The 18,465-nt window shown below is 43.1% G+C and carries 15 protein-coding genes; 9 read left to right on the forward strand and 6 right to left on the reverse strand.

The window, feature by feature from the left end:
- Positions 1-10 precede the first annotated feature (10 nt).
- Together J1N09_RS09750 and J1N09_RS09755 are read right to left on the reverse strand one after the other, a co-directional pair.
- Complete coding sequence (locus J1N09_RS09750) at positions 11-1,198, reverse strand: pyridoxal phosphate-dependent aminotransferase (protein WP_265199987.1); 1,188 nt, start codon at positions 1,196-1,198, stop codon at positions 11-13.
- 3 nt (positions 1,199-1,201) lie between these two features.
- Complete coding sequence (locus tag J1N09_RS09755; RefSeq protein ID WP_414826847.1) at positions 1,202-2,161, reverse strand: fatty acid desaturase family protein; 960 nt, start codon at positions 2,159-2,161, stop codon at positions 1,202-1,204.
- A 268-nt stretch (positions 2,162-2,429) separates the two neighbouring features.
- Here J1N09_RS09755 and rsmG point away from each other — a divergent pair, with 268 nt between their 5' ends.
- Entirely contained in the window at positions 2,430-3,059 is a 630-nt protein-coding gene (gene rsmG, locus J1N09_RS09760) for a 16S rRNA (guanine(527)-N(7))-methyltransferase RsmG (RefSeq protein ID WP_265199989.1), read from the forward strand.
- A gap of 34 nt (positions 3,060-3,093) precedes the next feature.
- Here rsmG and pruA read toward each other — a convergent pair whose 3' ends face one another.
- Positions 3,094-4,722 carry an L-glutamate gamma-semialdehyde dehydrogenase gene (gene pruA, locus J1N09_RS09765; RefSeq protein ID WP_265199990.1) on the reverse strand — a complete coding sequence of 543 codons (1,629 nt, stop codon included), beginning with the start codon at positions 4,720-4,722 and terminating at the stop codon, positions 3,094-3,096.
- Between the two features lie 155 nt (positions 4,723-4,877).
- Here pruA and J1N09_RS09770 point away from each other — a divergent pair, with 155 nt between their 5' ends.
- Positions 4,878-5,579 (forward strand): NRDE family protein, encoded by a 702-nt coding sequence (locus tag J1N09_RS09770; RefSeq protein WP_265199991.1) that lies wholly within the window; start codon positions 4,878-4,880, stop codon positions 5,577-5,579.
- A gap of 7 nt (positions 5,580-5,586) precedes the next feature.
- On the opposite strand, the gene apaG is transcribed toward J1N09_RS09770, so the two are convergent.
- Genes apaG through J1N09_RS09785 form a run of 3 tightly spaced genes read right to left on the reverse strand, consistent with a single transcriptional unit; the run spans position 5,587 to position 8,549 of the window.
- On the reverse strand, positions 5,587-5,973 hold the full coding sequence (gene apaG, locus J1N09_RS09775) for a Co2+/Mg2+ efflux protein ApaG (protein ID WP_265199993.1): 387 nt from the start codon (positions 5,971-5,973) through the stop codon (positions 5,587-5,589).
- Positions 5,974-7,242: a DUF3667 domain-containing protein gene (locus J1N09_RS09780; RefSeq protein ID WP_265199995.1), complete on the reverse strand. Its 1,269-nt coding sequence runs from the start codon at positions 7,240-7,242 to the stop codon at positions 5,974-5,976.
- Positions 7,243-7,295: 53 nt separating this feature from the next.
- Complete coding sequence (locus J1N09_RS09785; protein ID WP_265199996.1) at positions 7,296-8,549, reverse strand: DUF5103 domain-containing protein; 1,254 nt, start codon at positions 8,547-8,549, stop codon at positions 7,296-7,298.
- A 179-nt stretch (positions 8,550-8,728) separates the two neighbouring features.
- Between J1N09_RS09785 and J1N09_RS09790 the strand changes: the two genes are divergently transcribed.
- The 7 genes from J1N09_RS09790 to J1N09_RS09820 form a co-directional block, all read left to right on the forward strand.
- Positions 8,729-10,078: a Na(+)-translocating NADH-quinone reductase subunit A gene (locus tag J1N09_RS09790; protein ID WP_265199997.1), complete on the forward strand. Its 1,350-nt coding sequence runs from the start codon at positions 8,729-8,731 to the stop codon at positions 10,076-10,078.
- 4 nt (positions 10,079-10,082) lie between these two features.
- On the forward strand, positions 10,083-11,363 hold the full coding sequence (locus J1N09_RS09795; protein WP_265200006.1) for an NADH:ubiquinone reductase (Na(+)-transporting) subunit B: 1,281 nt from the start codon (positions 10,083-10,085) through the stop codon (positions 11,361-11,363).
- Between the two features lie 2 nt (positions 11,364-11,365).
- The gene (locus J1N09_RS09800; RefSeq protein ID WP_265199998.1) at positions 11,366-12,112 is read left to right on the forward strand and encodes a Na(+)-translocating NADH-quinone reductase subunit C; all 747 of its coding nucleotides are present in this window, start codon (positions 11,366-11,368) and stop codon (positions 12,110-12,112) included.
- 3 nt (positions 12,113-12,115) lie between these two features.
- The gene (locus J1N09_RS09805; RefSeq protein WP_265199999.1) at positions 12,116-12,763 is read left to right on the forward strand and encodes an NADH:ubiquinone reductase (Na(+)-transporting) subunit D; all 648 of its coding nucleotides are present in this window, start codon (positions 12,116-12,118) and stop codon (positions 12,761-12,763) included.
- 24 nt (positions 12,764-12,787) lie between these two features.
- Positions 12,788-13,525, forward strand: coding sequence for an NADH:ubiquinone reductase (Na(+)-transporting) subunit E (nqrE, locus tag J1N09_RS09810; protein ID WP_265200000.1), 738 nt, complete (start codon positions 12,788-12,790; stop codon positions 13,523-13,525).
- Position 13,526: 1 nt separating this feature from the next.
- Positions 13,527-14,831, forward strand: a complete 1,305-nt coding sequence (nqrF, locus tag J1N09_RS09815) for an NADH:ubiquinone reductase (Na(+)-transporting) subunit F (RefSeq protein ID WP_265200001.1) — start codon at positions 13,527-13,529, stop codon at positions 14,829-14,831.
- Between the two features lie 167 nt (positions 14,832-14,998).
- A partial coding sequence (locus tag J1N09_RS09820) for a S8 family serine peptidase (RefSeq protein ID WP_265200002.1) occupies positions 14,999-18,465 on the forward strand: 3,467 nt, incomplete at its 3' end.

Here is an 18,465-nt window from a genome sequence, read left to right on the forward strand (position 1 = left end):
TATGTTTTGTTTATGAAAGGGCTTCTTTGATCCTTCGGAGCGCTTCGGTAATATCTTCTTCTGAAGCGGCATAAGAGATCCTTATGCAGTTCGGACTACCAAAAGCTTCTCCTGTAACCGTGGCAACATTAGCCTTGTCGAGGAGTAGCAGGGCAAAGTCGGAAGCATTTTCAATAGTAACTCCCTGTATCGTCTTTCCGAAGTAATAAGAAACATCGGGAAACACATAGAATGCTCCCTCCGGTTCGTTCGTCTTAATCCCAGGAATATCTGCCAATAGGTCGAGCACCAGTTTTCTTCTGTTCTTGAAGGCATCCACCATGTATTGAATTTTACTTGGTGGGTTTTCCAGTGCGGCAATGGTTGCACGCTGAGCGATACAGTTCGCTCCGCTGGTAACCTGTCCCTGCATTTTGTTGCAGGCTCTTGCAATATATTCAGGACCTCCTATATAACCGATCCTCCAACCGGTCATGGCAAAGGCTTTGGATACCCCATTCACGGTAACTGTGCGGTCGTACATATCATCGAACTGCGCCATCGAAGCGTGCTGTCCTGTGAAATTAATGTGCTCGTAGATCTCGTCGCTTACTACGATGATATCCGGATATTTCACCAGCACATCGGCAAGCGCTCTAAGTTCTTCTTTGCTGTATACAGAACCACTTGGATTACAAGGAGAACTGTAGATCATCATTTTCGTCTTAGGCGTTATTGCCGCCTCAAGGGTCTCAGGAGTAATTTTAAAGTCGGTATCTATACTGGTAGGCACAGCTATCGCAACGCCTCCGGCAACCTTTCCAATGTCGCTGTAACTCACCCAGTAAGGTGCGGGTAGGAGTACTTCATCTCCGGGATTAAGTAATACCTGGGCTAGATTGGCAATGGATTGTTTTGCGCCAGTAGACACCACAATTTGGGCCGGAGTGTAGTCCAGGTTATTGTCTCTTTTGAATTTTGTGATGATCGCCTGCTTAAGGTCGGCATACCCATCCACAGGAGTATATGCGTGATAGTCGTCTTTTACGGCCTGGATGGCAGCATCTTTAACAAATTCGGGTACGGTAAAGTCTGGTTCTCCCAGGCTCAAACCTATTATATCTCTGCCTTCGGCTCGAAGTTCACGTGCTTTTGCAGCCATGGCTAGCGTAGCTGAGGTAGCCATGTTGTTTACGCGATCGGACAGTTTTGGATTCATAATTTAGGTGGCTATTGCCGGCTTAGCACCCATTTGTTTCAAGTATTTGAAATGTGCTATGAGCGCTTTACGGGTTGTTTTATATTCGTTATAGGGTAAGTTGAATTCTTTGGCCGTATTTCGAACGATCTTGGAGATGTTCGAATAGTGAATATGGCTGATATTTGGAAAGATATGGTGTTCCACCTGGTGGTTTAGTCCGCCGGTAAACCAATTAACGATTTTATTCTTAGTTGAAAAATTAACTGTAGTGAATAACTGGTGAATCGCCCAGGTGTTCTTCATGGTTCCTGAAGAATCAGGTAGCATCACTTCGGCATCCTCAACCACATGCGCCAGTTGGAATACAACGCTGAGTATAAGGCCAGCCACATAATGCATTATTACGAATCCTAATAATACTTTCCACCACACAATACTAAATACAAATATGGGTAGTATGATCCATATGGAAACGTAGATTATCTTGGTGGCTATAAGAATACTCCACTGTTTAACAGGACTAGGCATTTTGCCATAGGACAGTTTTTTCGCCAGGTATCTCTTTGTTTGAAGGAAGTCGGAGGTAATCACCCAGTTCAGGGTAAGTAGACCATAGAAAAATATACTGTACAGATGCTGGAATTTATGGAGTCGATGCCATTTGGAATGTTCCGAAAATCGAAGGATCCGACCCGCTTCTAGGTCTTCATCATGACCGTGAATGTTTGTATAGGTATGGTGAAGAACATTATGTTGCACCTGCCAGTTGTATACATTCCCGGCAAGGATGTACATACTGCCTCCCAATATTTTATTGATCCATTTTTTAGAAGAATAAGCACCATGGTTGGCATCGTGCATTACGTTCATTCCCACTCCGGCCATTCCAACTCCCATCACGATGGTAAGCAGCAGCTGCGCCCACCAGGGAAGGTTTAAGGACATTAGTATGAAATAAGGAGCGAGGTATAGGGAAAACATAACTATCGATTTCAAATGCAATTTCCAATTTCCATTTCTGGAAATATTGTTTTCTTTGAAATAGTTATTTACTCTTTTATTTAGTGTTCTGAAGAACTTTGCCGAATCGACTCTGGAGAAACTGATTTGTTGCGTATTCACTGAGTTATTTTTACTCAAAATGGGGATTTTGAAATGAAAGGTCTAAAATACGGATTGTAATCTTATTTTTTCATAGAGAGATCATAAATTATCAAAGAAATTCTAAGTTTGCAGTTAATAACTTGGTATGGATCTGATCTTAAAATACTTTCCGGAACTCACTCCCGAACAACATGAGCAATTTGCTGCTTTAAGTTCACTTTACCAGGATTGGAACCTGAAGATCAATGTGGTTTCCAGAAAAGACATTGACGAGCTCTACCTTCGTCATGTATTGCATTCACTTGGAATTGCAAAAATCGAGACCTTTCTGCCAGGGTCTAAAATCCTTGATGTCGGTACAGGCGGAGGTTTTCCGGGTATACCTTTGGCAATCCTTTTTCCTGAAACTCACTTCCATTTAGTGGACAGCATAGGAAAAAAGATCAAGGTGGTGGAAGAAGTAGCGGAGGCATTAGAGCTTGAAAATGTGACTGTAACTAATGACCGGGTTGAGAATGTTTCGGGTCAATACGATTTCATCATCAGTAGGGCTGTGGCGCGAATGGAAACTTTTGTTCGATGGGTTAAGCCAAGGATCGCCAAAAAAAGCAATCACAATCTAAAAAATGGTATTCTCTACCTAAAAGGAGGAGATCTAACCGAAGAGCTGGTAGATTTTCCCAAGGCCACTGTGATACCACTTTCGAATTATTTTGAAGAAGATTTCTTCGATACCAAGAGCGTGGTACATCTTCCCCTTAAGTACAAGCCATAAAAAAAGCAGCGAATTTCGCTGCTTTTTTTTTGTTCTATTCTCCTAAGAAAGGATAACGGTAATCCGTTGGAGAGACAAAGGTCTCTTTTACCATTCTTGGAGAAACCCAGCGGTAGAGATTCAATTTACTACCTGCTTTGTCGTTGGTCCCACTTGCACGTGCACCACCGAAAGGTTGCTGTCCAACAACGGCACCTGTTGGCTTATCGTTGATGTAGAAGTTACCCGCAGCATTCTCAAGGATCTTCACAGCGGCATCAAGAGCGTATCGGTCTTCACTGAACACAGCCCCGGTAAGGGCGTACTCACTTGTACTGTCCACGAGGTGTAGTGTTTCTTCCCAGGCATCATCTTCAAATACGAAGATAGTTACTACGGGTCCGAATAATTCAATACACATCGTCGGGTAATTAGGATCGGTTGTTTCGATAACCGTTGGAGCAATAAAATAACCTACAGATTTATCATAAGTTCCTCCCACAACGATCTCGGCATTTGGCGAGGCTTTTGCCTCATCGATGTAACTCGCCAATTTATCGAAGGATCTTTCATGGATAACTGCACTCACGAAATTTTCCATGTTTTCCGGTGATCCCATCTTAAAGGAATTCAAATCGTCGATCACATATTGCTTCACTTCATTCCAGATATTTCTGGAGATATAACAACGACTTGCGGCACTGCATTTCTGTCCCTGATACTCGAAGGCACCACGTGAGATGGCAGTGGCAACCTGTTTGGGATCAGATGATTTATGGGCTACAATAAAGTCTTTTCCTCCGGTTTCACCCACGATCCTCGGATAGGTCTTATAGTTGTGGATGTTGTTCCCGATCATTTTCCAAATATCCTGGAAAACTCCGGTGGAACCCGTAAAATGTACTCCACTGAAATCAGGGCTTGCCAATAATGTATCTGTGATCATGGCAGAATCTCCCATCACCATATTGATAACACCATCGGGAACTCCAGCTTCTCTGAATACATCAAGTAATATTTTTGCTGAATACATCTGGCTATGACTTGGTTTCCAGACTACCACATTACCCATCAATGCTACACAAGACGGCAGGTTACCCGCTATGGCGGTGAAATTGAAAGGTGTGATAGCGTATACGAAACCTTCTATGGGTCTGTATTCAATTCGGTTCCAGGCCCCGGAAGTAGATTCCGGCTGGTCTGAATAGATCTCCGTCATGAACTGTACATTGAACCTCAGGAAGTCGATGATCTCACAAGCTGAATCTATCTCTGCCTGGTGGACAGTTTTCGACTGGCCCAACATTGTTGCTGCATTCATTCTGGCCCGATAAGGTCCGGCGATCAATTCAGCGGCTCTAAGGAATATGGCTGCGCGATTCTCCCATGGCAAAGCAGCCCACTTTTCGCGAGCTTTCAATGACGACGCTATTGCTTCTTCAATATGTGCTTTCGTAGCTTTATGATAGAAGCCAACAGAGTGCTGGTGATCATGAGGAGGGGAAATAGTTCGTGTATCTCCCGTTGTGATCTCCTTTCCATCGATATAGAGAGGAACTTCCAGAGAACCGTTATACATTTCTTTGTAGGTTTTCAGAACTTCTTCTCTTTCCGGACTACCGGGTGCGTAGTCAAGAATCGGTTCGTTAACAGCTATTGGTACATCGTAAAATCCTTTTCCCATTGTTGCTTATTTAAAGATGTTTAAATTTAGTTGTAATCAGCTTTTCAGCCTTAGCTCGACAGCCGTGCAAAGGTACAAAAATTAGTAGTGGAATTTTCAATCCTGTCCAGCGTGATTTTTGTATTTTTCGTTTCTGAATTAATTATCGCTTTTGTATGTGCACATTAACATTATTGCCCAAACCGGATGGCACTTTGATCATTACTTCCAACCGGGACGAAGCACCGGACCGGGAGACCTTCCCGCCGGAAATTCACAATGAAAATGGAGTGCGACTTTTATTTCCAAAAGATGGGGTAGCAGGTGGAACATGGATCGGGGTAAGCAGTCGAAAACGGTTTGTAAGTCTGATGAATGGGGGATTTACAGCACACAAACGAAAGGAAACATACCGCATGAGCAGGGGGATCATCGTAAAGGACCTTTTGATTGCTGAAGATTTGCAAAAGGCCATTCGTGATTATGATTTGCATGACATTGAACCTTTTACTCTGATAGCGGTAGATTGGACCAAAAATTTCAGGGTTTACGAACTTGTCTGGGACGGAAAGGACAAGCACCTTAGTGAAAAACCATTGGCACCAGCGATATGGTCTTCATCCTTATTGTATTCCGAAGAAATGAAACAAAAGCGAAGGGAATGGTTCTCAAACTTTCTTTTCGATAAACTCAACCCGAATGCTTCGGAAATCCTTGAATTTCATCACAAAGCTGGTGAAGGAAAGCCGGAAGTCGATCTAATCATGGATCGCCATTTTGTAAAGACAAGGAGCATCACCCAGGTTATAATTAGTGATAGCGCTGAAATGAGCTATGAAGATCTTCAGACACAAAAAAAATCGAATAAACTGTTGTAAGGAGGTGTTAGTTCATGGCGAACTCGGCACTTAATTTGAAAGTTGGGATCTGTACTTTAAAGGCTTTCATAGTATTGAAATTGATCATGGTATAAGCACCATTCATTGCGCCAACAGGTGCCAGTAACATACACCCACTATTATACGAATGTGATTCTCCAGGTGCGAGGACAGGCTTCATCCCAATTACACCCTGACCGGTAACAACTTGTTCATTATTCAAGGCGTCCTTAATGTTCCAGCGCCTTGAAATTAACTGTACGGTATCCTTGCTGTTATTTTCTATGGTGATGCTATATGAAAACGCATAGCTTGTCTTGTGGTCATGCCCAAGGAAGCCTTCATATTGAGTAGTGACCGAAATCTTAATTCCCTTTGTAACTTGTTGTACCATCTAATACATCGCTGCGGTTACGGAAAAGAACAATGCTGCTGCAATGGTTGCTCCTATCCAGAAAATCCAGTTTAAAAATATAAATTTTATTATTGTTAGTAGTCGGTTCTGTTGATAAAAATTACGCAACGCCTTATAAAAATAGAAAGGACCTACTAATGTTAATACAATGGAGAAAACAATGTTATCGTTTCCTCCGGAAATAATTGAGTCCGGGATCATGCAGATAATTCCCGCCAGGAACACAAAACTAAAGATGTGAAAGATAAAGATCATGTGTTCCATGTAGGTATATTTCTTCGCGGAGTAGACCAGCCAAAAGAACAGGGCGTAGACGGGAGTAAAGAAAAACAGGAAGAACGGAGTTTTCTCTAAAAGATATTCCATGAAATCACCGGGATTCTTTTCTATTTTCTCTATTGATTCATTCTTACTGTAGGCCCAACGGTTATAAGCATTGTTCCTGTGTTTCAAGCTGTCTAGGGCTATTGCGGGATTCGAAATTTCAGTGGCTTTATAGAAATCACGGTACAGCATGAATCTCTGGAAGTTTCGCTTTCCCCAATTCATGGTGTCCAATGTTGCTTCGGAAATCTTTTCGTAGGTGTTTTCTTTTTTACCCCGGATTAGATTGAGCAAACTCGTTTCTCTCACCAACGAATCCACATCGATCTCATTTAAGTTAATGTTTTCTTCGGCGAAAAGTGAGTCGAGCTCTTTGGTATTTACATTGATATTTTTAGTCTTAAGAATTGAGTCTAATCTAGATAGGTTGTCGTTATTCTGAATTATTGAATCTGCAGTTTTAGAATCCAGTATCCGCGCATTCTGTTCCAGACTATCTATCACCGCCCCAAGATTGTTGGTGGGGCCGTTATTCAAACTAGTGTCGTCAATCAACTGACTGTTTCCTGTAAAGGTACTTACCAAGCTTTGTAAGATGAAATAGATAATCGAAACACTCAGGTAGAAGCGGAACGGATTCGCATACTTCAAACGCTGTCCGTTAACATAGTTTCGGGTGATCACTCCCGGTTTGAAAAGCAGGTCTTTCAGGGTGTGTCTAAACCTGGAATCGTAGGTGATGATACTCCCAATAAACTCACCGAAAAAGTCCTTAAGGGCAAGACTTTTGGTCGTATTCATTTGAGAACAGTAAGAGCAGTAGCGATCAGTCAACTCCAGGGGATGACCACAATTTTTGCATTCGGCAGCGCGATATTTCATCGCCTTTCTGCCTTTAACCGGTACGGGCTTATTGTCGCTCATACCTCAAAGTTAACTAATCCTGTGAGTTTTCAGAATAGAACTACAAAAATTGACTAGTTATTGGTAATAGTGGTAGAATTTCCAACGCCCATTCCAATGATCCTGTCGAAACGAGCACCCGGAGCCCTGTAATAAACCAGCACGGTATATTCATTTTCTGTTTGCCAGAAATTACCGCTTATTGCTCCTTCGTCTACACTTCCATCTCTGTCTACCAAAACGTATTTATAGTTGTAAAATCCCTGTTTGAACAATCGGGAAACTCGATACGAATCGCTGTAATCGTCGTACGCCATATAGGTGCTCCCGTCGATCGTCCAGTTGTTGAAGTTACCGTAAATATGAATTTCTTTGTCTCCGATATCTTCATAGTACTGAAGGTTGAAATGCATTACTACATATTCAGCTTCTGTGGTGGGATCGGGTGCATTGATATTGCGAACTACAAAATTCCCGTTAATATCCGGGTTGAAAGTGTAGGGCCTGTCGGCTCTGGAAATATCGGTAAACAGAAAATTCTCGTACAGGTCATTGAGCTCAACACTCCTAATTCCGTTTTGTGCTGAACGCACGTCCTTGTTATCGAAATTATGAAACTCGTTACCTCCCCAGAATGAAGACTCCTGATCGTACCTGTAGATCAATTCCGTGCCAATTGTATATTGAGGTTTTAGATCGGTTATGGCAGTTTTCAGGTTGCTGTTTTGCATTACAAGGGCATGCACGGTTTGTTTTGGGTTTATCAGGACTAATGAGGGCGAATTGATGGTAAATTGTACAGATTGTTTTTCTCTGATGTAATTCAGATCCCTGGAGCGTTTTATGGCTACACCAACCCCCACGATATTTTCAATAACCATAAATCTTCGGGAGAAGACAGGTTCCCCGTCGTCATTGTATATGGTGATAAGGTAGTTACCACTCTTTGTAATTCGTCTAGTTTCCCTATTTGGTATGTCCAGGAAATAGTGAGAAAAGATCTGTAAGGTATTTAGTGAATTCTCGTAGGTTTCGATGCGCACATCGTCGAACCCGTTGAGGTATTCTCCTTTGGATAGGTCGCTTTCGGACCAATCGAAGTTATGATGGGTGATCACATAGTAGAAATCGGCTTCTTCGCCGTTCAGGGCGTCGAAGGACAACCGCAAACGCTCTCCTAGTCGAATGACAGGTAATTGGCTTTGAGATGTGCCCCCGCTGAATTGCACTGTGCGAATATATTCGGGTGGCGGGATCTCTTCAGCCTGAGAAAATAATGTGGTGTGAACTACCGTGATAAGTAGAAAGGCTACGAAAAATTTGCCCATAGAATGCAGTTTTGGAGCTAAGATAAACAATTTTTGTGCCTTAATTTCCAACGAAAACGTTTAAGGTTGTTATAACAAAATTTTATAGACCATAATTTGTGCTGTGCGACTTTAAATTCTTAAATTTGCGCACCCGAAAAAAGCGTTCGGGATAAAAAGAAATTTAACACGACTGTCCTATGTCCACAGACATTAAGATTAGAAAAGGTCTTAACATTCGATTAAAAGGCGAAGCCGAAAAAACACTTTCCAACGCACCGCGCTCCCGAACCTTCGCCATCCATCCCTCCGACTTTCATCTTATTACACCAAAAATGGTGGTTAAAGAAGGCGCAAAATTGCAGGCTGGAGATACTATTTTTTACTCGAAGAGCAACGACGCGATCAAATTTGTTTCGCCTGTTAGCGGAACATTGAAAGAAATAGAAAGAGGAGCTAAGCGGGTAATTACCCGCTTATTGATTGAAGGAGATCAGCAAGATTCTTACAAGGATTTTGGAAAACTGGATCCAGCGGCCGCTTCAGCGGAAGTGATCCGGGAACTTCTCTTAAGTGCTGGTTGCTGGCCGTTTATAAAGCAACGACCCTACGACATTATCGCGAGGCCCGATAGCGAGCCAAAGGCAATTTTTGTTTCCGGTTATACCACAGCACCGTTAGAAGCAGATCTTGATTTTGCTCTCCGTGGAAAGGAAAATGAATTGCAGGCAGCCCTTACAGCGCTGAGTAAACTAACCACCGGAGACGTTCATGTTAGTGTAGGTAGTTCGGATTCTCCTCTCAATGGATTGAAAGACATCACTCTTCACAATGTGAAAGGTCCGCATCCCGCAGGTAATGTAGGTACGCAGATCGGAAAAATTGACCCGGTGAATAAAGGGGAAATCGTTTGGACTATTGCTGCCCAGGACTTGGTTATTATCGGAGAATTATTTCTTACAGGAAAATTCAATGCCGAACGACTTGTCGCCTTGGCTGGTTCTTCAGTAAAAGCTCCAAAGTATTACACTACGAAAATAGGAGCTGAAGTTTCGACCTTCGTGTATGATTCAGGTTTAGATGAAGAAAATGTTCGAGTTATAAGTGGAAACGTTTTAACAGGAACCACAATATCACCAAAAGGCCATCTCGGTTTTTACAATAACACAGTTAGCGTAATTCCAGAAGGAGATGACTATGAGTTCTTCGGATGGAACAAGCCGATCTTCAATAAAATATCGCCATCCAGGGCGTTGACCTTCTCCTGGATGCAACCGAACAAGAAATACGCTCTAAATACTAATACAAATGGTGAACACCGTGCTTTTGTTGTAACCGGGAATTACGAACAGGTCTTCCCGCTCGATATTTATCCACTGCAGATATTAAAGGCGTGTATGGTGGCCGATCTTGATCAGATGGAAGCTCTTGGTATGTATGAAGTAGCTCCGGAAGATTTTTCACTAACCGAATTCATTTGTGTTTCTAAACAACCGCACCAGGAAATTATCAGAAAAGGTTTGGATTTAATGTATAAAGAAATTGGATAAAGCTATGGGAATGAAACAAAAATTACATAGGCTTAAAGAAAAATACAAAGGGAAAAAAATGGCTCCGGCCTTCAATGCCCTGCATACATTCTTATATCTCCCGAATGATACTACCCATGGCGGTACTCATATCAAAGGAGCGGACGACCTGAAACGAACTATGAACATAGTGATTATGGCGCTTGTTCCATGTTTGATCTTCGGAATGTTTAACGCCGGGTATCAGCATTATGCTGCATTGGACGAGACCTTGCGTGCTGCACCATGGGACAACTTCTTTACATGGGACAACTTTGTAATGGGATTATGGACAATCCTTCCACTGGTCGTTGTTTCATACGGAGTAGGGCTGGCGGTTGAATTCCTCTTCGCAGTTATCAAAGGACACGAAGTAGAAGAAGGGTACCTCGTAACCGGGATGCTCGTTCCTCTAATCGTACCAGTGGATATCCCACTTTGGATGCTTGCAGTTGCTGTTATTTTTGGAGTCGTTATAGGAAAAGAAGTCTTCGGTGGAACGGGGATGAATATTCTGAATCCGGCGCTTACCATCAGAGCATTCCTCTTCTTTGCTTATCCAACCTGGATGACAGGTGATAAAGTCTGGATTCATGGAGCTGTTGCAAGGGATAAGGCGATAGCCGCAGGTGAAAGTGTAGATGCTATGTCTGGTGAGACCGTTCTCGGATATTACGCGAAAGCAGGCCAGGAACTCACGGTACAGGCTTCCAATGGGGCAGAGGTAGTTACAACTTACGGAGATAGAGCGGACGCTTTATACTCGCTACAGGATATGTTTTGGGGATTCATCCCGGGTTCAGTAGGAGAAACCTCGAAGGCACTTATTATCCTTGGAGCTTTGATCCTGATATTTACGAAAATAGGAAGCTGGAGAATTATTTTCAGCACATTGATAGGGGCTGTTGCTATGGGACTTATCTTCAACGGAGTTGTTGAAATGGGTTGGATTTCCGAGAGTAGTAAATTCTACGGACTGATGACCGTACCTTACTGGCAACACCTGATTATCGGAAGTATATTGTTCGGCGCTGTGTATATGGCCACGGATCCGGTTACAGCTTCGCAAACGAACAAAGGGAAATGGATATACGGATTCCTGATAGGGTTTATCTCCATTATGATCCGCGTATTCAATCCGGCCTATCCGGAAGGTGTTTTTCTCGCAATCCTTCTTATGAATGTGTTCGCACCAACGATTGACCATTATGTACTTCAAGGAAACATCAAAAGAAGAGCTAAACGATTAAAAGTTAAAACTGCATAATTATGGCACTTAACACTGAAAAAAATAGTTATACCGTCATTTTCGCTGTTGTTATGGTGATAGTTGTTGGGTCTATCCTTGCTGGATTTGCCAATGGTTTGAAACCAACTATCAAGGCTAATGAGCGGTACGAAAAGCAACAGAATATTCTTTATGCTATGGGCGTGAACGAAAATGAAGGTGCTAATGATGTGGAATTCATTCCAACTGAAAGGGTAGAGGAAGTTTTTGCTCAATATATCAAGAAACAATTCGTGATCCAGGGTGACGAGGTTACAGAGAATGACGAAGCATATCTCATCGACGTAAAGAAGGAAGAGGCAATGGCCAAAAACGGTGATTACGAAAGGAGATTACCGCTTTTTCTGGCCGAGAAAGATGGACAGGAGATGTACGTAATGCCTGTAAGAGGAAAAGGTCTTTGGGACGCTATCTGGGGCTTTGTAGCTGTGGATAAGTCGATGACCGTAGAAGGTGTATACTTCGATCACAAAGGTGAAACTCCTGGACTGGGGGCTGAAATTAAGCAGCGTTTCTTTATGGATGATTTTGAAGGAGAATCCTTTCTGAATGACGGATCTTTTTCAACCATCAAAGTCGCGAAAGGAAATAATGATCCAAAAAACGAAGATAAGACCGATAATGAGGTAGATGCCCTTGCCGGAGCGACTATCACGGGAGATGGTCTAACAGCTATGCTTCGTAAAGACGTTAAAATGTATGTGCCTTACTTCAAAAAATTAAATTAAGCTATGGGACTTTTATCTAAAAAAGACAGCAAATTAATTCTGGACCCCTTAGCGGACAATAACCCGATTACCATTCAGGTATTGGGTATCTGTTCTGCTTTGGCTATCACGGCCCAGCTAAAGCCATCTATAGTGATGGCTATTTCCGTGATCTTTGTTTTGGGAGTAGGGAATGTGGTTATTTCTCTGATGAGAAATATTATCCCTTCTAAAATTAGGATCATTGTTCAGTTGATCGTTGTGGCGACCCTTGTGATCATAGTAGATCAGGTGTTGAAAGCATTCGCTTATACACTGAGTAAAGAACTTTCGGTATTTATCGGTTTGATCATCACCAACTGTATCATTATGGGACGATTTGAGGCTTTTGCCCTGGGTAATGGCCCCTGGAAATCATTCCTGGACGGAATTGGAAATGCCCTTGGATACGGTGTGATACTTATTATTGTTGGATTCTTCCGTGAACTATTCGGTTCGGGTACGCTCTTCGGATTAAAAGTACTGGGAGATTCCGTAGAAAAAACAGGACTGTACGCTATCGGATACGAGAACAACGGTTTTATGGTACTGCCTCCAATGGCACTTATCGTTGTGGGTATTATTATCTGGGTGCAGCGAAGCAAGAACAAAGCATTAATTGAAGAAAACTAAAGCAGGTACTGAAAACATTTCATTATGGAACATGTAGAATTATTTTTTAAGTCGGTCTTTGTAGACAACATGGTATTTGCATACTTCCTTGGTATGTGTTCTTACCTTGCCGTTTCAAAGAAAGTAAGTACTGCTGTAGGTCTTGGAGCTGCGGTAATATTCGTTTTAACTGTAACAGTACCTCTTAACTGGTTACTGGATCAATATATCCTGCAAGAAGGAGCCTTGTCATGGTTAGGTGCAGAGTACGCAGACTATGACCTTAGTTTCCTTTCTTTTATATTATTTATCGCTACTATAGCAACCATGGTACAGCTGGTTGAGATCGTTGTAGAACGATTTTCTCCTTCACTGTATAACTCCCTTGGGATATTCCTACCGTTGATCGCCGTAAACTGTGCGATCCTAGGTGGATCCCTTTTTATGCAGTCACGTGAGATCGAGACCTTCGGACTTGCACTTAACTATGGTTTCAGCAGTGGAATCGGGTGGTTCCTGGCAATCCTTGCCATTGCGGCCATTCGGGAGAAGATCCGTTATTCCAACGTGCCAGCTCCACTACGTGGATTGGGTATTACCTTCATTATCACAGGGCTGATGGCCATCGGATTTATGAGTTTCGGCGGCATGCTCACAGGAGGAGATGAGGCAGCGGAAACACCTGAAGGAGGATCGGCCCAGGTTGAGACCCTTTCAGAAGAAACATCAAAAGAATTAGCACAGAACGAAACTCAGGAAGTTTCAGAAATAACCCCTAAATAATATGATCTTAGCAAGTACATTAGGAGTCATTGTAGCAACGGTAGTAGCATTCCTGGTACTCACACTGCTATTGGTAGCACTGTTACTATTCACAAAACAGAAACTGGCACCATCAGGACCGGTTAAACTCACTATAAACGATGAGAAAGTGATCGAAGTACCTTCCGGCGGAACCCTATTATCTACGCTGGGAAACCAAAAAGTGTTCTTACCTTCTGCATGTGGAGGTGGCGGAACCTGTATTCAGTGTGAATGCCACGTCCTGGAAGGTGGAGGAGAAGCACTGCCTACCGAAACTCCGCACTTTACGAGAAAGGAATTGAAGTCTGGTGCCCGATTGGCATGCCAGGTAAAGGTAAAGCAGGATATGAACATTCATATTCCTGAAGAGGTCTTCGGAATTAAAAAATGGGATGCCACTGTTGTTCGAAATTACAATGTAGCCTCCTTTATCAAGGAGTTTGTTGTGGAGATTCCTGAAGATATGAATTACAAGGCAGGAGGATACATTCAAATTGAGATTCCACCATGTGAGATCAAGTATTCGGATATTGATATCACTGCTCATCCCGAAGAGCACGATACACCTGATAAATTCCAGGATGAATGGGACAAGTTCGGACTATGGCCTTTGGTAATGAAGAATACCGAAACAGTAGAGCGTGCTTATTCTATGGCTTCATATCCCGCTGAAGGACGTGAGATCATGCTGAACGTTCGTATTGCCACACCACCATGGGATCGTGCTAAGAATCAATGGATGCAGGTGAACCCGGGAATCGCTTCTTCTTATATCTTCAATTGTAAAGAAGGAGATAAGGTAGTTATCTCAGGTCCTTACGGTGAGTTCTTTATCAATGAATCTGATGCCGAAATGTTGTACGTTGGGGGTGGAGCCGGAATGGCACCTATGCGTTCTCACTTGTATCACCTGTTCAAAACCTTGAAAACAGGCAGAACAGTGACCTATTGGTACGGTGGCCGATCTAAGCGAGAGTTGTTCTATATTGAGCACTTCAGGGAGCTTGAAAGAGAATTCCCGAACTTCAAATTCTATATGGCCCTCTCCGAACCTTTGGAAGAGGACAACTGGAAAGTGAAAAAAGACATTAATGATGAAGGTGATGGATTCGTTGGATTCATCCACCAGGTTGTGATCGATAATTACCTGAATCATCATGAAACCCCTGAAGATATCGAACTCTATTTCTGTGGTCCGCCGCTGATGAACCAGGCCGTGCAGAAGATGGGAGAGGACTTCGGAATTCCGGATGAGAACATCCGATTCGACGACTTCGGAGGATAAACATTTCTCTAATGACGAATAACGCCTTACTATGAGTAAGGCGTTTTTTTATTTAGAACTCTTAAAAAAAAGTGTATTTCATCGATTAAAGGTTGATATATTTCGATAAAGAACTACTTTTACTACATTCATTACAATAAATCAAGCCCCATAATTACAATGACATCATGAAAAAAATAATTCCACTTGTGTTGTTGCTGACAGTGTATATGGCTCCTGCCCAAACCCTGCAGCGATCCGATAATTCGAATGACAGAAGAGCAGACTCTACCAAGTATTCCAAGGATATCAAAGCTATTGTTGACAGTTATGACAAAGCGGCTCTCTCTGCACTATATGCCCAATTTTCTGAACGACAACTTCTGGAGAAACAGGATGCTGTTGCCTATGCGATGGTACGGAATATCCCGATTAAGAAATACAATCCAGATGGAACTTTTGATGAATTAATGAAGATTGCCGAAGATGGCAGTCCGATTTACTATACTCTACATAATGTAAATGCTGCAATTTCTACCCGTGCGGATTACCTGAACAGTGGTGGGGGACTTGGGCTTACAGTAGATGGTGATGGTATGTTGGCGGGTGTATGGGATGGAGGTCCCACAAGGCCCACACACCAGGAATTCGATGGCCCCGGCGGCAGTAACAGGGTAAGTATTAATGATGGGGTTACCACTCTGGACGGTAATAGCTTTCACGCCCAGCATGTAACCGGTACCATTGTGGCTTCAGGCGTGAATGCAGCAGCCAAAGGTATGGCCTGGCAGGCAGATTGTATTACTCATGAATGGAATAATGATGTCACTGAAGTAACCACAGAAGCAGGGAACGGTCTCTTACTTTCAAATCATTCTTACGGCTACATAGCCACGGGAATTCCTGATAGTTGGTTCGGACAATATGGTTCTGATGCTCAGGCCTGGGATAACATTATGTATAATGCACCCTACTATCTACAGATCAAATCGGCCGGAAACGATGGTAATAACAATACCGCGAACGCATCGCCACTGGATGGTCAATCCGCTTATGATAAACTCAATGGAGACGCTTGTGCTAAAAACAATCTCGTGATCGGTAATGGACAGGATGCTAGTATTGATGGTAGTGGAAACCTGATTTCAATGATCAGAAATTCCGGAAGTAGTGAAGGGCCCACAGACGATTACCGTATTAAGCCTGATATCATGGGAAATGGTACTTCGTTAACTTCTACCTATGAAACCAGTGATACGGCTTACGGTACTATTTCTGGTACTTCGATGTCAGCACCTAATGTAACGGGTACTCTGCTTCTATTGCAGGAACACTATAACAACTTGAACGGCTCCTTTATGAAGGCAGCTACATTAAAGGGACTTGCACTGCATACCGCCGATGATGTAGCGGCTGCGGGTCCGGATGCGGAAACTGGCTGGGGATTATTGAATGCAAAGGTTGCTGCTGAAACGATTTCAGCATCACCTACATCTGCTCTTATTTCAGAATTAAACCTATCGAATGGAGCAACATATCAGGTCACTATCCAATCTGATGGTGTGAATCCTTTGATCGCCTCAATTTCCTGGACAGATCCTGCGCATGCACCGATTTCTGGAACAAATAACAATACTCCGGCCCTGGTAAATGACCTTGATCTAACTTTGAATAACGGAACAGCTTATAACCCATGGAGATTAACCGGGGTAACAACCAACGGAACCGGGGATAATAATGTGGATCCGTTTGAGCGCGTTGATATTTCCGGAGCTTCTGGACAATATACGCTTACAGTATCTCATGATGGTTCGCTAACGAATGGTTCACAGGATTTTACACTTATTGTAACCGGAGGAACCATTGCGGCAACCTCTCCCGAGATTTCATATGGAACAACAACAGCAATAACTACCGAAGGTACAGATTGCAGTTTCACGGACGTTAGCGTGCCACTTAACATTGCAATGGCACCTTCGCAAAACGCCGATGTAACATTTGCTGTGAACGGTGGTACTGCCGGAGATGGATTGGATTATGAACTCGTAACACCATCCGTGACTTTCCTTCAGGGTCAAACTACCTCACAAAACCTTATAGTTCGCGTGTATCACGATGGAGTGGTAGAAGGTCCAGAAACTGCGATTATTGATTTTACGGTAAACGCAAATGGTGGAGATGCCGTAGCTAATCCAGCTGCAGATTCTCTCACCTTGACCATTAATGACGATGATGCCGTTCCTTCGACAAGCACGGATATAACCTTGTTTACCGAAGATTTTGAGGATTGGACAGAATGGCAGATTGGCGACCGGGATGGTGATGGTAATATTTGGGTGGATTTGTCCTTTAGTTCGGGAGGTTTTACCGGTTTTGCAGGCCAATTTGTAGGGTCCGAAACTAATTTGTCAATATTAGGTGGTACAGGTAAAGCCAATGCCGATAATTATTTGATAAGTCCACAGATCAGTATACCGTCTAATACTACGAATACGGCTTTCACCTTTTCAGTGGGCGGATTTAATACTGCCGAACATTATTTACTAAAATGGACAACTGATATCTCATCATACGCTACGATTGACGCTGGGATTACCTTGGAAGAAAGAAACTCTATTAATGGCGATGGTGAAGTTCGAACCATAAATCGAACCGACATTGCAGGACAATCAGGGTATTTCGTAGTACGACACTATAATTCTTTTGCAAATAACGGACTGTTACTGTTTGACGCGTTATCAGTAGTTGCTACAACAGAAACGCCAGTTCAAACAGCAGTCAATGCAGGAACAAGCGATCAAACCGATATCCCCGGAGGAGGTACAACGTATACCTATGATAGTTCAACAGGTTACGTTATGCTATCGATCGATAATACTGGTGGTGATGATTATGACTGTGTTACCACTCACGTGTCGCGAGCAGGTACAAGCGGACAGGGCTATAACGGGAGTACCGCGCCAGACCTAGTTACAGATAAGACATTCAATATCAGCCCTGCGAATTCACCATCCCCTGGTAACGTTTCAGTGACCTTTTATTTTACCGAAGCTGAGATTGCCGGATGGGAGACTGCAGCTGCGCCATGGACGCGAAACGATCTGGTTGCCGCAAGGGACACGGGTTCTTCAGTTGAAACGACATCCCTTTCCATTGGGTCCTTCGGAGCGCATGTGACACTAACAGGTAGCTTCACAGGCCTGGATGGGACCTATTATTTTGGCCCCTTAAGTGCTTTTGTTGCATGTACGGGAGTAACCAAAACCTGGAACGGATCTAATTGGTCACCGGCAGGTGCGCCAGGTTCCACAGATTTGGCAGTTATTAATGGCAATTATACTACAGCTACCGATGGTGACCTGAACGTATGTACACTAACAATAAATTCCGGAAACACCCTCACTGTAAGTGCCAATGGATACATTAACGTGGAAAGCGATATAACTGTTTCCAGTGGCGCAACCTTAGAAGTTGAGCACCAGGGAAGCGTGGTACAGGTAGACAACGATGCGGTTGCGACCAATTCGGGTACTATCAATGTACACTTAACCACTCCCCCGTTGAAGGAGCGTGATTTCATGTTGATGGGTAGTCCTATGACGGCCGAGACACGTAACGATGTTTTTGGTTCGGCTTACAATGTACAGGAGCATAC

Source organism: Aureitalea sp. L0-47 (assembly GCF_026126405.1).
GTDB lineage: Bacteria > Bacteroidota > Bacteroidia > Flavobacteriales > Flavobacteriaceae > Pukyongia.

Bases quoted from the DNA above. Each gene is read 5' to 3' on its own strand.
- J1N09_RS09750 (WP_265199987.1), bottom strand. From the start codon at position 1,198: ATGAATCCAAAACTGTCCGATCGCGTAAACAACATGGCTACCTCAGCT.
- J1N09_RS09755 (WP_414826847.1), bottom strand. From the start codon at position 2,161: ATGTTTTCCCTATACCTCGCTCCTTATTTCATACTAATGTCCTTAAAC.
- rsmG (WP_265199989.1), top strand. From the start codon at position 2,430: ATGGATCTGATCTTAAAATACTTTCCGGAACTCACTCCCGAACAACAT.
- pruA (WP_265199990.1), bottom strand. From the start codon at position 4,722: ATGGGAAAAGGATTTTACGATGTACCAATAGCTGTTAACGAACCGATT.
- J1N09_RS09770 (WP_265199991.1), top strand. From the start codon at position 4,878: ATGTGCACATTAACATTATTGCCCAAACCGGATGGCACTTTGATCATT.
- apaG (WP_265199993.1), bottom strand. From the start codon at position 5,973: ATGGTACAACAAGTTACAAAGGGAATTAAGATTTCGGTCACTACTCAA.
- J1N09_RS09780 (WP_265199995.1), bottom strand. From the start codon at position 7,242: ATGAGCGACAATAAGCCCGTACCGGTTAAAGGCAGAAAGGCGATGAAA.
- J1N09_RS09785 (WP_265199996.1), bottom strand. From the start codon at position 8,549: ATGGGCAAATTTTTCGTAGCCTTTCTACTTATCACGGTAGTTCACACC.
- J1N09_RS09790 (WP_265199997.1), top strand. From the start codon at position 8,729: ATGTCCACAGACATTAAGATTAGAAAAGGTCTTAACATTCGATTAAAA.
- J1N09_RS09795 (WP_265200006.1), top strand. From the start codon at position 10,083: ATGGGAATGAAACAAAAATTACATAGGCTTAAAGAAAAATACAAAGGG.
- J1N09_RS09800 (WP_265199998.1), top strand. From the start codon at position 11,366: ATGGCACTTAACACTGAAAAAAATAGTTATACCGTCATTTTCGCTGTT.
- J1N09_RS09805 (WP_265199999.1), top strand. From the start codon at position 12,116: ATGGGACTTTTATCTAAAAAAGACAGCAAATTAATTCTGGACCCCTTA.
- nqrE (WP_265200000.1), top strand. From the start codon at position 12,788: ATGGAACATGTAGAATTATTTTTTAAGTCGGTCTTTGTAGACAACATG.
- nqrF (WP_265200001.1), top strand. From the start codon at position 13,527: ATGATCTTAGCAAGTACATTAGGAGTCATTGTAGCAACGGTAGTAGCA.